Below are 16,183 nucleotides of genomic sequence, written 5' to 3'. Positions count from 1 at the left end.
ACGTGCGCCCGCCCACACGTGCCTACCGAGGGTAGCGGTTCCCGAGCAACGTCACGCGGCGCGTTTCTCCCGCGGACATAGCAGTGTATACGGTGAGCGGCGTCCATCCGCCGCCCCTGTATGCACCCATGTCATAGACCGTGTCGAGGTCTAGTCGTTGTCAGATTGTTCGGGAATTCCGGAGCTCAACTCGGTAAGGATTTCCTGTTTGGTTTTGTCGCGGGCATGCAGCTCGCGCAAGCCTTCCTGAGGCTCACTGACATAGTAGAGGGTGGCGTCGATAGCGTCTAGCGGCACGTCCTCCACCACGGAGAGCAGCAGCCGATACATATCCAGCTGGGCGAGTTTGCGCTCGATGTCCTCAGGACGCGAGGGGCGTCTGCCGGTTTTCCAATCCACCACGGTGAAACGCTTCGACGTATCGGAGACGTCAAGGCCGCCTTCGAACACCGCGTCCAGCTTCCCGTTGACGATGCCGATTGTCGGTATGTCCACGACGATCGAACGTTCGGCCCACAACGGCCTGCGCATAGCCCATCGTGATTGCGAAAGTCTGGCGCACCAGTCCCGGAGACCCTGATGCTCCGCCACAGGCAGATCAGGTGGCGTCTGCGTGCCATCCGCGGCAGCATCGATGAAGCGCTCGGCCCAGTCATGGAAACGGATGCCCGCCTGCGCAACCGGTGAGGAAAGGCGCGGGATCGGGCGCACCACATAACGCCAATAGGAGCGTTCCTCCCGTGCGCTCATGCCACCCACCCTGGCCTGCAGACCGGTGACGTTCTGCCGCCCGGATGCGAGGATACGCTGCGCTCGGGCCTTGACTGCCCGATCCAGCGCCTCGCCCTCCAACGTATCCGCCATCAAATCGACATCGTCGGCCAGCAATTGCGCACGCTGAGACAATGGTCCGCATATCAGCGCCGCAGTGGATTGCCGATACGGCGCATCGGAAGAAGCGGCACCCCCGAAAGAGGCCTCGCCGACAGCACCGGCACTGGTATCGGTCGCCATCATGGACTCGGCAATGGCGATGGCATGCCGGACCTCAGCGGTTCCGCGATGTAAGCGCCGTTCGACATCTGCGCTCAACGAAACCGGCCATTGCAGGTCCACGACACGGCTTTCCTGTTCCAATGGGGTGCGCCACGCCTCGTCTACCACTGTCTCGCAGTATTCCTCGGCGCGCTCCCCCACGAAGAATCCATCCGGCGGAGCCATGCGCTCTCCTTGCGCGGAGACAAGCGCCACGGCATCGCCAAGTCGCTCCACGAACTCGCCGGCATCGACCATATGCGCGTGAGCGTGCAGGACATCATGGACCTCAAGCCAGAAATTGGACGGTTTGGCGGCACGCGACCGAGAACCCACCGCCGATGCATCCCGACCCAATTCGCTCGAATGTCGGCAATAGGTCAGCATGGCGTCATACCGGGCACGCGTCAATGCCACATAGACGAGTCGACGTTCGTCGGCATGTAGTCTTCGTCCGTATTCTTCGGCCTGTGTGAGATACCATCCTTCCGGATCCACCTCATCGACCCCATCGCCGTATTGACGCATCGATCCGAACGCCTCATCGTCGATGAGCTCGACATCTTCCAAAGATTCCAGTGATTCCACCGGGTCTGCATCCACATCGGCATCGTGCGGGAATCGTGGCAGGATGGCGGCGTCGGCTCGCATGGGAACCGGGACGGCCACGGGGTTGGTCAGCCACGAGTCTGCGGTCTCTTGGTATTCCGGGGCCACCCAGTGCCCCTGTTCCGTGCCTCCCGGATGATTGTCGTCCAATGTCACCGAAAGGTGATCGCCTTGATTGCTGGGGAATCCGCCCGCAGTCATGCCCACTATGGCCACGGCATCCCACTCCAGTCCTTTGGACTGGTGCACGGTCATCAATTCCACATCCACGGGAGCCGGAGGCAGGCTCGCCGCCTCGTCCTCCACGCTGCTCAGGTAATCGACCCATGTGATGAATCCACGCAATGATGGCGTCTGGTCAGGGGCGAGTTCCTGCGTATAGGTATCCACCAAATCCACGATGGTGTTCATCGGCGTTCGCGCCAGTGTGGGATTGACCTGATGGCCGGGGTCGCGCAATGCGTTCGCTACGACCGTATCGATATCAAGGTTCAAAGCCTCGATGGCGGTTCTGACGACATCCGCAAGAGGATGTCCGATGGCACGATGCACCTGTTGCGCCGCCTGTGCCGCCTGCCGAACGGCACGACGCCCCGGCTCGCTCATTCCCTCCCAGCTCGCAGGCGTATCGTTGCGCAACAGCAGGTCGGGGACGAACACCGCATTGGCCACCTGATCGCGATGTTCGCGCACCACATCGGCACGTTCGGCTTCCGGTGTATCGGCGTCAGCCAATCCGGCTTCCACCAGAGCCCGGAAACGCTGCTGTGTATTGAGATTCTCCGCGATGCGGGCCAGTGCAGTCAGATCGGACGCCGACATGTTGAACCGAGCCGTGGCCAATAGACGCATCAGCGAGCCTGTGTCGGTATGGTCCGACACCACATGCAGCAGTGCCAGCACGTCTCGGATCTCCGGACGTTCCAGCAAGGCTGAATAGCCTACGACGAATGTGGTCAGTCCCGCACGTTCCAAGGCCTCCTGATAGAGGGGCATACGCGTTTTCGATCTGAACAGCACGGCCACATGCACCCGTTGTCCGGCACCCTGTTCCGCCTGTGCCCCGGTTCCATGTTGCCGCTTCTCTCCGTACCGGTTTACGGCTGCAGCGCAGAACCGGACGACGGCATCGATCTCCTGCCCTGCCGTGTCGAACCCGAGCACACCCATCGTGCCTTCCTCGGCATCGCTCATGGCGCCGAGAGCGGGAACGTCGACTTCATGCATCAGCGAGCTGGAAGGGCGCAACGGCGTGGAACGCAGCGGAAGCGTCAGGTCGTTGGCTGCCTCCAGCACGATCCTGCTGTTACGTCGCGTGATGGACAGTGGGAACGGTGCGACGTCTTGCGCCATATGGAAGTCACGCTGGAACATGCGGAACGCGCCTGGACTCGCCCCACGCCATGCGTAAATGGACTGGAATGGGTCACCTACCGCGTTGACCGCACAATGATTGCCGTCGTCCGGGTGGAACAGTGCGGCGATCAACGCCGCCTGCGTGGTGGATGTGTCCTGATATTCGTCCAGCAGCACATGGCTGTACCGGCGTCGCACCCGCTCGCCGATGGAGGGGAAACGTTCGATGAGCTGATATGCGGCAATCGTGAAATCGGAGAATTCCGCCATATTCCGCGCTTGTTTGGCCTGTGCATAGGCTTGTACCAGTTCCAACAGTATGTCACGTTTGCGCGTGGCGGCGAGCAATTCACCGCAATGGTACACGCATCGGGCATGCAATCGTTCGGCACGCGCCTCTGTTTTGGCCTGCCAATCAGCGTCACTGTCTTTCTTGCGTCTGGTTATGGACGGGATGCGCGGCTCGCTTTCCGGTATAGGCTCCTCACCTATACTGCGCTCCAGAATCTCCATGAACGCAGCGTCCCAACGCTTGACCCGCTTCACGGCCGTATCGAAATCCGCACACCCAGCGCCGATCATGGCGCTGCCGATGGCGCCCGACAGCTCGATGACCTGTTTGGCGAGATTGGCGAATGAACCGAAGTCCCCCGCCATTGCCGAGTCCATATGTCGGTCGATCACCTCGACGGCGAGTTGCAGTGCACCCGCTTCGCTGAGTGGCTGGGTGTTCTGGTCGAAGCCGACCAGCAGTCCATATTGACTGACCAGCGTCTGGAAAAAGGCGTCATAGGTGAAAATCGACGGCTTCAGGAATGACCTGTCCCATGACGAGGGGTGACTGATATCCTCATGATGCGCATCGGCGTTCTCTGCGTTCACGGCGGTTGCATTGTTTGCGACGGATTGGCCGGAGACTGCGGACGAGACACGGTCCAACAGTTCCCCTGCGGCTTTGCGCGTGAACGTCAGGCCGAGAATCCGCTCCGGAGCCACCCCCTGACCGATCAATGCGATGATGCGCTGCGTCATGGTGAAGGTTTTGCCGGAGCCGGCACCCGCCACCACAAGCACGTCAGCATCCGCAGGAGCATTGATGATGGCGGCCTGCTCGGCACTTGGTGTGAAGGTACTCATGCTTGCCTCGTTTCAAATACGGTGTCGACCTGCCGAGCGCAAGCCGGGCATACATTGCCCATACGGCAGAATCTGACATGTTCGGATTGGGGATGCGCGTCAAGACGAATCGACCGGCTCGCGGCCGCAGCATAGAATACGCGGGCGATCATGGTCAGCGACCATATGGCCTGAGTGCCATTCAGGCTCACGCATTGCTCCCACGCCGCCTCACCGACATGCTCCGGACGCTGTTCGGCGCAAAGAACGGGCATGTCATACCACGCCGACGGAGATGCGTAATGATAGCGCACGGTAAACGGTTCGGCGTTCAGGCTGCCCTCGGTGAACAGCGGCGGCTGGAACATGCCTTCGGGCGCAAAGCTCTGTGCAGGTGCCAGATTCTTGGCGACGTGGAACAGTTCGCTCTGCTCGATCCGAGGAGCTTTCCGCAATGCCGCCGCCCCACGCGGCCCACCTTCGGGGAATACCAGTCCCAGCTGATAGCACACCAGCTGCAGATCGTTGAAGATCTGCTTCCCGCTCGGCACCGCGCCTGTCTTGTAATCAATCAGGCGCTTGATTTCCCGTCCGTCCGCGAGCCGACGCGTCTCCATACGATCGATGCGGCCGGAAAGTCGCACCGTCATGTTCCCGTCCACGCCCTCAGGCCACCCACCGACCAGTTCGCCCATCAACGCAATCAAGGTGTCACGGTCAATCGCATGCACGCCGGGCACTGCATTGTATGCAGCGAGGATATCGTCGAATCCGAAACGCGCGCTGAAGGGCAGCTCGCAATCAGCCTGGACCAATGTGCCGATGGAGAACTTGCTGGAATTCTTCTCCAGATAAGCGTCCTCTGCGCCTTGCACGAAATAGCTTGCGATGTGTTTCAGCATGTCGGACGCCGAATCGTCTTTACGGATGGCCCGATACCGTTCCTGAACATCCGCTATGGCATCAGGATCGGGACGTTTGCCTCGATAGATCTCGATAAGCCTTTCGGCGACGGCCTGAACGCGTTGCTCGGAGGTCGAGGAAGCGTTCAATCCCAATCCACGCAACACTTCGTCGTCGTCATGGAGGTGATCAAGCCGTTCTTCGCTCCCCTGCTGAGCCACAGCATGGATAAGTGTGCCGAAACCGGCGTTCACCGACCCCGGCTGCGGACCGGCGAACTGGTGCTCAAGCATCCAGCACACCGGGCAAGCCCATAAACCGTCAACCGCGGAGGGAGACAGTGTCACCACTGGGGCGCCGTCATCAGGGGACCGAAGCCGACCCTCGGCATGCTGATTGGCGTAATCGTTTTGATCATGATCGAATCTCGAAGTCGGATCATCGGTATTCCCGTATATGGATGGCGCCACATCCGGCGTACTGCATTGCCGTACAAACGGCCAATCATCCGGATGAGCGGCGGCGATGCCATGCGCCGCCAATATGCCCAGCGCCGCGGCCGCGTCATTCAGCTCATCGGAGTCTTCCTCCGCCGATGACAGCGCCACTCGCGCAATGGCCACCAGTCCACGGGGATCGCCATCAAGCCCGAACCACGCATCTGATTCAACGCCGTCTTGCCGATTGCCGACCTCCGTGAATCGCGACTGCTCTTTGTCGCGGGAATACATCTCCGGCAAGTAGCCGAACAGGAAATCAGAGGGACTGGACTTGTCGTTCCACACTGCGCTTACGGTCACTTGCCGCGTCGCTCGGGTCAATGCAACCAGGAAGCTCTTCTTCTCCCCCGACAACACGGTCACGAATCGCGGGTCATGACCCGTACCATCGGCCGCTGCCAGCGCGCCGCGCAGGACGAGCTCGACCAGTTCCTCACCGCCGAACATGGTGTTTCGCCCAGCCAGATTCGGCCAGACACCTTCCTGCAGAGCGGGAATCCACACGTACGGCCAATGTCGTCCGGACGCGCCAGCAGGCGTGGCAAGCGTCACCGCATCCTCCACCGGGCCCACGTGCGCCAAGGAGTCCGCCTGCACCTGCATCGTGCGGACCTGTGTCATGAAGCCCCTGATGGTTGCGCTCGCACTGGAGTCCGTCGCGAATTGGAACAGTCGCATGGCGGCATCCAACCGGTCATTGGCGACACGGCCATCTGCGGTGTTGAGGAGGGCCGCCGACTGCCAGGCGGACGCCACCTCGACAGCATTCCATGCGATGGACAGCACGTTGCCGGGATTCTCGCGCTGGTCGTACGGCAACGCGCGAAGTTGTGCGCATATTGTCGCAACCGTCCGCCACACACGGCTGAATGCACGCGACTGTGGATTGCCACCAAGCACGGCGTCGATCGCGGCAAGCACTGAAGCTGCCGGTGCCGAATCATCATCCAATGCCAGCATCACGAACAGCGCATCAGCCCCGAAACCAAGCTCGTCCTGCGAGACGGCACCATCTTCGACCAGGGCATCATCGACCTGAATCGATGGCTGTCCGGATTCGGCGGTCTGACCGGCGTCCTCCACCGCTTCTGATTCCGCCGTCATGCCGTCACTTCTCCCAGCAGTGGAATCGGATATGCCCGCAGACAGGGTCTCAGACTCATCTTGTCCCTTCCGGGACACCTCCGGCATCATCGACATCAATGATTCCCAACCGTGGACCAACTCAGACAACATGGCATCCTGATCCGCTACCGGCGCCAATGATTCCAAGGCATCCATGGCGGATTCGACAGGTGCGAGGCGAGCCGGCCCGCCTTGTCCAGGTCTCGTTCCTGTGGTGATGAGCGGGCTGTTCATTATGGTGTTCACGCGGGCCCGCACATACGCAGCCATACGTGTCAGCGCCATGCCGCGCCATCCATTCCGCCCGTCACGACGACTCATGCCTTCCATGCGCAGATAAGCAAGCTCGATAAAGGCGAACAGTCCCTGTATGAAGGATTCATCCTTCAATGGACGCGTGACCGAAGAGTAACGCACTGGAACGCCATCGCGCCGCAACCGTTCGCCGAACGACCGCACAGTGGCATTGTCGTGCGCAATGACAGCCATATCGTTCCATCGGATCCGTCGGTCAAGATGTGCTCTTTTGATGCGCCAGACCACGTCATCAAGCTCTTCTCGCGCGGATCGATAAAGCCCGGCCTGCACTGTTCCGTCATGCTCCAGCCCCGTTTGGGATGCGACCCGCAATGCCGCAAGCAGCTTGCCCGGACGCCGTGACAACGGCAGTTCCTCCTCCTCTTCAGAGGGGATGGAGAGCGACACCCGTGAAGCAATCACGTCGGCGTAGCCCTCATGCCGGTCAGGAGCCACGTCCCGCTGCAGGGGCAACACCACCGCTTGCAGGGGCCCCGTGACGGCTCGCCGGATCACATATTCCGGATACGATCCACGGAAAGTCTGCACAGCCTCATCCGGATTGCCGATCAGCACTATCGACACCCCGGACTGATGCAACTCCTCCAGAAAACGCAGACCGGCCAACGTGATGTCCTGCACATCGTCCACCACCACCAACCGGGGAATGTCCACGGCATCCTGACTGACATGCGAGGCGCGTATTCCATGAACTGCACGCGCACCATCCACCAACAGGTATGACGCATCCACACGGTATTGACCGGGATACGCCTGACGCTGAGCCTCGATATATTCCCGACGAAGCGCAAAAGCCAGACGCCATTGCACCGTCAGCCTGTCATCGGCGGCAACCGCATCCAGCAAAGCCGGCTCCTCATGAGGCCCGACCCCCAGTTCATCCAATCGCGCCAGCATGTCACGCAGTTGGCTGACAAACGTGTCTGAGATGCCCTGCATAAACACATCGGCACTGGTCGACCCGCCCGACACTGCCCCATGATCGTCCACTACCAAGGACGCCCATTGCGCCTGAGCGAAATAATCGCGCAACAGCGTGCACGTGCCGCAATCATCTCCCGCGACCGCATGACCTACGTGCACAGCCAGCACCCGTCTCAGCAACGCGTCCTGCTCGGCTCCGTTCAATAGGCGCGGCGCGGGAAGACCTTGCGCCGCATGCGACGATGCAATGACACGGAACGCCACCGCTCCAATCGTGGTGACCGGCCTGACCTGATCCGACGCCCCCAACTCGCGAATGACACGATTGCCCAGACTGTCGGCGACGACACGGCTGGAGACCGTCATGACCACGCAGGATGCACCATATCTGCGCAGGCCTTCAAGCATCACCTGCAGGGCATACTCCGTTTTCCCCGCATCAGGCACGCCTATCACCAATCTCGAGGCGCCATCGCGTTCGAGCTCATCAATCAGCCTTGCAGGGTTCAGGTTCTCATTCATGATTCAAGCCTAAGCCCTGTTTTTCGAGAGGGAAAATTTTTACCTCACCTGAGGAATGCACGTATGCTGGCAGTATCCTGAACACACAGGGGGAAACAATGATTCCAGCGTCAAGGGGGAGGCTCTGATGTCCACTGCCATAGCACCACCGCAACTGCCAGGCTATGATGTCGTGCAGCAGCTGGGTTCCGGAGCCGCCGCAACGGTCTTCCTCTACAACCAACAGATGCCGCAACGCCCCGTCGCCATCAAGGTCAGCAATGCCGCACTGGATTCCGCATCCGCGGTCACGTTCCACAGAGAGGCCAACTTCACGGCCAGGCTTTCTTCGAATCCATATATCCTGACCGTCTACGACGCCGGAATCACCCCGGACGGACACGGATACATGGTCATGGAATATGCGCCCGGGGGCTCCTATAGCGACAAGGTGCAATCGCGATCCATGGATTGCGATCAGGTGCTCGATTTGGGCATCAAACTTGCCGGAGCGCTCTTTTGCGCCCACCGCAGCAACATCATCCACCATGACATCAAACCAAGCAATATCCTCATCACGGCGCAGGGAGTACCAGTGCTGAGCGACTTCGGCATCTCGACCGACGCCTATGACCACACCGATACCGGGTTTTCGCTGCCTTGGGCGCCGCCTGAAGTCATAGAGCATCGTTCCAACGGATCCGAATCCGCAGACATCTATTCCCTGGGAGCGACGTTGTATGCCCTTCTGGCAGGAAACTCGCCATATCAGCACACCTATCACCCGCGTACGCAGGCAGAGCTTGCCGACCTGATCATCAACTCGCCATTGCCGCCCATACAACGACCGGATATCCCCGCGAATGTGGAATCCGTACTGGGCAAGGCGCTGGCCAAGGAACCTGATCAGCGGTACTACTCCGCGCTGGAATTCGCCCAAGCAATGCAGCGTGTTCAGCAAACCGAATATGGGCACACCACCGCGATAACGGCAGAGGGCATACCGGCATACCCTGACGACACCACACGTCAACGTCGCACCTCAACCGATCAAGGGTCCGGACCTTCCCACCGGCATTGGGGCAAACGCACCGCGATCGCAATCACGCTGGTCACGGTCATCGCCGCCTTATGCCTGTCGGTCATCATTGCGGCACCGTCGTTCACCTCGGCGCATGCACCTCATGCGAATGCTCGGGACGCGGACATGCCGGGCAAGGAAAACAATCAGGCCGAAGATACCGTCACCGGCACCGCGAACGGTCAGATTCCCTCTCCGCAGAACCTCTCCGGCCAGTATGCCGTCGATGGCTCATCGGTGACGTTCACTTGGACGAATCCAAGCCCACAACAGGGAGACAGCTACGCCTGGTCATTCGTACAGAACGATGCATCGGACATCGGGTCTCAAGCCACTATCACGTCGGCGACATCGATTTCGGTCGCACCTCAAGATGGCGCCCAGACCTGCATTCAGGTCTCCATCATCCGCAGCGACAGGCACATGTCCGCGAATCCGGCCATAGCCTGCGCAGTCCGCCCATAGACCGCACTACGCTAGTGCACAGGACATGAAAGTTCAGGAAAGCCAATGGCCACATCATCGCACCAACAGGACAGGCGGAAGAATGCCTTCATGCGGCGCATGACGCCTGCGGCGAAACAATCCTGGGCCCTTCCGGTGATCGCTCTTCTCGTACTGCTCACACTGGTCGTCGGGGCCATCATCGTAAATGCGGCAACGCGAAGTCATGTGCAATTGGATGATGGAACCGTATGGGTCACATCGCTCAATCAGCAAAAAGCCGCACGGTTCAATGTCCGGAATCAGGAAGCGGACGCGGGCATCTCGTCATCGGCTCCACGATTTGATATCGCCCAGCATAATGGCGATACCATCCTCACCGAACCGAGACGTGCTACCGCCATCAAGGCATCCACCCTCGGCACCGAAGTCACCACTGATACGTCACCCGATATCACTGCCGTGTCGGGCGGAAGCACCCTTGCGTTCCTCAATACACGAACCGGAAACGTATGGGCCGGGCCGTCCGACCACCTCGATTCACTGGCACCGGACACAACCGCCCCGCAGATGGCGCTGGGCACTGGCGCACGCATAGCCGTGACCGACACCGGACAGGTATACGGATATCGTCCCTCAGATGGCATGGTACTCATGTTGAAGGATGCACACGCTCTATCTGCGCAGCAAATCGGATCGTTATCAGGAGGAAAACCACAACCTGCCGACAGCTTCACCGTCATCGACAACACCCCGGCAATCACATCCGGAAACACGATGATGTTCCTTGACGGCCAAGCCACCGTGGATGCCGAAGGCCCGCTCACCCTGCAGTCACCTTCCATAGACGGCAAGCAAACCGGATGGGTTGCCGCCGCATCGACGCAGGGACTCGCCATAGTCCATCTCGGCCCCAGCCACAAAGCGACATTCATCAAAACAGGCGGCACAGGCAATCCCGCCCAACCAGCGTCCATGAACAATTGCGTATATGCGGCGTGGAGCCAACAGACGAACAACTATATCCGCATATGCGCGGCCAATGGATCGCAGCGCGATATGCAGTCCCTCGAATCCGTCGACGGGACCTCGGAATTGGTGTTCCGCACCAACCACAGGCTCATCGTGCTCAATGACGTGGTCACCGGCAATGTATGGAACGTCGCCCGCAATACCAAGGTCATCCGAATCCAATGGAACAGGATCCATACCGAGACCACCGAACAGACCAAAAGCGACAGCGATTCCGCCGACAATCATCGTGAATTCTCAAAGTCGTGTTCCACGCAATCCGGGGAGATTCACGCCGCCGACGACCACATAGGCGCACGTGCCGGCAGCGGGCAGATTCTTGACGTGTTGCGCAATGACGAGCAGACGGACTGCTCTGTGCTCAGCATCACCAACGTGAGCGCCGTCAGCGGGGCAGCTGTCAAAGTCGCCCCCATCTATGATGGGCGCTATCTGCAATTGGACGCCTCCTCCACGCCCGCCGGGACCGCGACATTCTCCTATGAGATCTCCGATGGTCGAGGCCAAAGCTCCAACGCCAACGTGACCGTGGAGCTCACGGACCAAGGCAATCGTGCGCCAGTGCAATCCGATACACCCCCCGAGGTCAGCATCGAGCAAGGTGCAACTTACAACGCCAATGCGTTGGGCAGCTTCACCGACCCCGACGGCGACCCGCTGACGTTGGTTTCGGCCGTCCCGCAGAACAGCGACCAAGTGCAGGTCTCCACACGGGCAGACGGACAGCTGACGTTCAACGCCGGCTCCCAGACCTCAGGCCGAATAGGCGTCACAGTCACTGTTTCCGACGGCGAGGCCACCGGAAACGGCACGCTGTATTTCACCATCAAGCCGGCAAACACGCTGTCGGCAATCATCGATCCAGTCGTCAAGACCGCAGCCCCCGGCATAGAGACCATCATCGACCTTGTCCCATACGTGCATGGCACTTCCGTGCAGCCTGCACAGCTCAACCAAGTGGATACACCGAATAATGCGACGACAACCACCAACACGGCTGACATGTCGATTGCATTCACGGCCTCCGAGCCGGGGACCTATTACGTGCCTTATACGATTGCCCAAGGATCGAATACCACCAACGGCCTGGCGCGCGTCGATGTACGACCTGTCGCCGGAGAGGCCGCGAAACCGGTCGCCGCCAACGACGTGGCGTTGCTCAGTGCCGGGAATACGGCGATTGTGAAACCTCTCTCCAACGATGTCGACCCCATGGGCGGCATACTATCCGTCACCTCCGTGAGTGCCCCGGCAGATTCAAGCATCAAAGTGGGGCTGGTGAGCCATAAGCGCGTATACATCACCGCCCGTCAGATACCCACCTCGCCCGTGCCCATCACGTATATCGCGGCGAATGCCGCAGGCACGTCCACAGGCACCATCGTATTGCAGCCACCTGCTCTGACCGTCGCCACTTCCACTCCGAAAGCCGGCAATATCAATGCCCAAGTACGTACAGGCGGCATTGTGTCGGTGGATGTGCTGGACCATGTGGACTATCCGGACGGAACCACCATACGGTTGAAGAACAAGCTGCAATATGACAGCAACACATTCAAAGGCCTGGCCTTCGTCTCGGCGGACACCGTTCGATATCAGGCATCACAGGATACCGGCGTCTTCCCCATCACCTATACCGTGGAAGACAACCGCGGCAATGCGGCATCGGCCACCATCACCATAACCGTGCATGCCAGTAATGCCGAAAGCAAGGCGCCTCCAACCCCGCACAACACCGAAGCTCAGGTGGCCGCCGGTCACAAGGTCCGAATTCCCATCACCCTGACCGGCATCGATGCGGACGGCGATGACGACCAGCTACTCGGATTGGGGAACAAGGCTCCCTCATTGGGACGCATTTCGGAAATCGGGTCCGACTATCTGGTCTATGAGGCGTACCCGGATTCATCTGGCACCGACACCTTCTCCTATGCCGTAGAGGATTGGACCGGCCAACGTGCGCAAGCACAGATTCGCGTAGGCGTATTCCAAGGAACCTCTGATTCGGGGGTCTATGCAAGAGATGACGCCATCGCCCTGCGCCCCAATACCACCGCCACCGTACCGGTGGCCCAGAACGACATCTCCGGAGACAATACGGACCTGACTGTCGATCAAACCATACAGGCACAAGGCGTCAGCAACGCGACGGTTCAGGACAACGCCATCACCTTCACCACGCCGGACGAATCCACCACCGCGTACATCGCCTACACAGTTCGGGACAAGGCAGGTCTTTCGGATACGGCGACGCTCAGCATCACCGTCAATCCTGAAGCCCCCATAGAGCCACCAACGGCATACGATTACCGCGTTCCTTCTGCGGCCACCATAGACAAGCGATCGGTCGACGTGGATGTCTCACAATGGATCGCCAATCCCTCGGGCACAACCGACGAGCTGGCCGTGGCGGTACATCCCTCCGCCTCGGACCATGCGCGAGTCACCGGAGGCAAGCATTCGACCATCATCTCCGTCGATCTCACTGATGAGGCTCGTGCCGTCCCCTACACGGTGACCAACACCACATACGGCATCACTTCCACCGCGTTCATACAGGTACCGGCCTATGGCGTGTTTCCGCCCACATTGCGTCCCAAGGCGCCAGCGCTCAACGTCAATGCAGGTGAGACCATTGAAATCAACATCAATGACTATGTGCGTGTAGGCGCCGGCAAGGAAGCGTATATCACGAACGCCGATTCCGTAAGCGCCACCAAATCCATGAATTCCGACCTGTATGTCAACAGCACGACACTGAAGTTCACCGCAGATCAGGACTATGCCGGCCCGGCCTCCATCACCTTCACCGCAGTGGACGGCAAACACGGTTCCAAGGCGAAAATCATCAATTCGGCTGTCATCACATTGCAGATCACAGTGCTCGGGCGCACTGTCCCGCCACCCACGTTCTCCTCCCCCACCATTGATGTGGAGGCAGGTGCGACAACGACGACCATCGACCTGACCGCTCTCACCCATGCGCCGACGGGTCTTGAGGAAAACGACAAGCAATACTCATATTCCGGCGGAATCGCATCCGGCCCGGTCACCGCCACCGTATCTTCGACCGGTCTGCTCACCATCACGGCGACCATCGACGCGGCACCCGGCACCACGGCATCCGTACCGGTTACCATCACCTACAGCAAAGGCGTCGTACATGCGGGACTCACTGTGCGGGTAGCAGTATCCACACAACCGCTGGCTCACGTCGGCAACAGGGACATCACCATCAAAGCCGGGGCTTCCGCGACAGTGGACATGCTAGATGGAGCATACAACCCCTTCCCCCACTCGGCGTTGACCGTAGTCAGCTGCCGCACAGACGATGCATCCAAACTGTTCGTGACCGCATGCGGCAAGTCAGGAATCATCGAACTGTCTGCGGCCTCCGATATCGGCGCCTCCTCGCATACGGTGCTCATCACCGTCCAAGACGGCACCAAGTCCAAGGAACGTGAGGTCACAGGCAGCATCACGGCTTCTGTCGTGGACAAGCCGGACACCCCACTGCTCTCTCCCGTCGCCGGTACCGCTCAAGACGGCGCAGTTACCCTCAGCTGGGTTGCGGGATCAGCCAACGGCAGTCCGATAACCGATTATCGAGTGCAATGGACGGGAGGAGGAAGCGGTGAACGGTCCTGTGGCGCAGTGACCTCCTGCCAGATCACCGGCCTGGCCAACGGTACGACATACTCATTCACCGTGAGCGCCAGGAACGAAGTCGGTTGGTCCGCACCATCCGTCGCCGTCACGGCCACACCCGATAAGGCACCCAACGCCCCATCGCACGTCGCCGTCGAAGGAGGCAACAGAAAAGCGACAGTCACTTGGTCCGCTCCTCAAGGCGACTTCAGCGCAGTGGACAACTATACGGTGACTGTCACTGGCGCAGGGGCCACCCAGAGCAAAGAGACGGGTGGGACCAGCACCAGCGCAACATTCGATTTCAACACCAACGACATCACGGACGGCACTGCGGTCACTGCAACGGTCCGAGCCCACAACGCGACCAACTGGGGGCCGGAATCCGCAGCCTCGGATCCCGCAAGCATATGGGCAGACCCCGATGCCCCGACCGTCACCGTGTCCAACGTGGGCACCACAGTGACAGTGACTTCGCATGCCAACGACAACCGGAACGCGGGGTGCAAAGGCATCGACGTCATCGGCCAGCTCGTGGACACCACTGTGGACTGCAATGGCGGCAGCGCCACATTCACTGTGCCGCAAGCCGCACTCAACACCACCGAATATACGATAAAAGCAACAGTCAATCCACAACGCGATGCCACAGGCGCAACCGCGACCACCACGTTCACGCCGGCATACGCCATTCAAGCACCTTCCGACGTGAGCACTTCGGGAGCGGCCGACCAATGCACCGTGCGCTGGAGCAGACAGGGACTTGCACAATCATTCATCGTCACGGCAGACGGTATAGGCACGGCCGAAACCACGGACGAGACATCGTATTCATTCGCTATGCAGCCTTGGGCCACCTGCAACCATGCATCTGTGCAGCAGAAACTGAACGGCACGGCGAGCGCGGCCGCAGAGGGCGGACCATCCTCAGGACAACCATATGTCCACCAAGTCCGCGCAGCCATCACCGCACCATATGAATTACGCTGGGGAGACAATGAGCACGTGGTGAATGTGTCCGGAGGCTCGGTGAACACCTTCGGCAAGGCAGCAAGCATCCAGATCATCATCAACGACCGACCATTCACGTGGATTCCCGGACAACCGTTGGATGTCACAGGTCTTCCACAGGAAACCACATACGCATGGAGCGTCAAGGTGACCGGAGAGAACGGTCTACAGGGGCTTGACAACACAGCACAAGGCGGCACAATCCAAGGAATACGTCCTGTCGCATCATCCGATGCAGGCTCCGCCACAACCGTCAACCCCGTTGATGCCGATGATGATGACCCCCACGCCGGCATCAGTCGGCACGTCAGTGCCAAAGAACACCATGATGCAGATCACAACACCGTCTCGCACAATGGCGTCACAAAGCGGTACACGAACCGACCACCAGCGACTCCGAATGAACAGCCATTGTCACTGCGCGCCTCGTCCAGTGTCAGCGACCTTGCACGGCATCCATGGATTCTCGGTCTAGCGAACACACCGGGAAACGACGGCACAGACGGGAACATCTCCAATGACGCCCCGGGCAGGACAACCCCCAGACCATCGAATCCCTGATTCATTCCGCACGACATCA

4 protein-coding genes are annotated in these 16,183 nt (G+C 59.9%); 2 read left to right on the top strand and 2 right to left on the bottom strand.

Annotation, left to right across the window (positions count from 1 at the left end; translation table 11 throughout):
- Window positions 1–150 precede the first annotated feature (150 nt).
- Together BW09_RS03765 and BW09_RS03760 are read right to left on the bottom strand one after the other, a co-directional pair.
- Window positions 151–4,137 (bottom strand): UvrD-helicase domain-containing protein, encoded by a 3,987-nt coding sequence (locus BW09_RS03765; RefSeq protein WP_140462639.1) that lies wholly within the window; start codon window positions 4,135–4,137, stop codon window positions 151–153.
- Window positions 4,134–8,408 (bottom strand): PD-(D/E)XK nuclease family protein, encoded by a 4,275-nt coding sequence (locus BW09_RS03760; RefSeq protein WP_140462638.1) that lies wholly within the window; start codon window positions 8,406–8,408, stop codon window positions 4,134–4,136. The genes BW09_RS03765 and BW09_RS03760 overlap by 4 nt, the downstream gene beginning before the upstream one ends.
- A gap of 127 nt (window positions 8,409–8,535) precedes the next feature.
- Here BW09_RS03760 and BW09_RS03755 point away from each other — a divergent pair, with 127 nt between their 5' ends.
- Together BW09_RS03755 and BW09_RS03750 are read left to right on the top strand one after the other, a co-directional pair.
- Window positions 8,536–9,933: a serine/threonine-protein kinase gene (locus tag BW09_RS03755; protein WP_223847925.1), complete on the top strand. Its 1,398-nt coding sequence runs from the start codon at window positions 8,536–8,538 to the stop codon at window positions 9,931–9,933.
- Window positions 9,934–9,978: 45 nt separating this feature from the next.
- Complete coding sequence (locus BW09_RS03750) at window positions 9,979–16,164, top strand: Ig-like domain-containing protein (RefSeq protein WP_140464742.1); 6,186 nt, start codon at window positions 9,979–9,981, stop codon at window positions 16,162–16,164.
- Window positions 16,165–16,183 lie beyond the last annotated feature (19 nt).

Source organism: Bifidobacterium sp. UTCIF-1 (assembly GCF_006408915.1).
Taxonomy (GTDB): Bacteria; Actinomycetota; Actinomycetes; order Actinomycetales; family Bifidobacteriaceae; genus Bifidobacterium; species Bifidobacterium reuteri.
Note: the sequence above shows the minus strand (reverse complement) of the source record. Positions and strands in the feature narration are given on the sequence as shown.

Excerpts from the sequence above, each read along its gene's own strand:
- BW09_RS03765 (WP_140462639.1), bottom strand. The coding sequence starts at position 4,137 with ATGAGTACCTTCACACCAAGTGCCGAGCAGGCCGCCATCATCAATGCT.
- BW09_RS03750 (WP_140464742.1), top strand. The coding sequence starts at position 9,979 with ATGGCCACATCATCGCACCAACAGGACAGGCGGAAGAATGCCTTCATG.
- BW09_RS03755 (WP_223847925.1), top strand. The coding sequence starts at position 8,536 with ATGTCCACTGCCATAGCACCACCGCAACTGCCAGGCTATGATGTCGTG.
- BW09_RS03760 (WP_140462638.1), bottom strand. The coding sequence starts at position 8,408 with ATGAATGAGAACCTGAACCCTGCAAGGCTGATTGATGAGCTCGAACGC.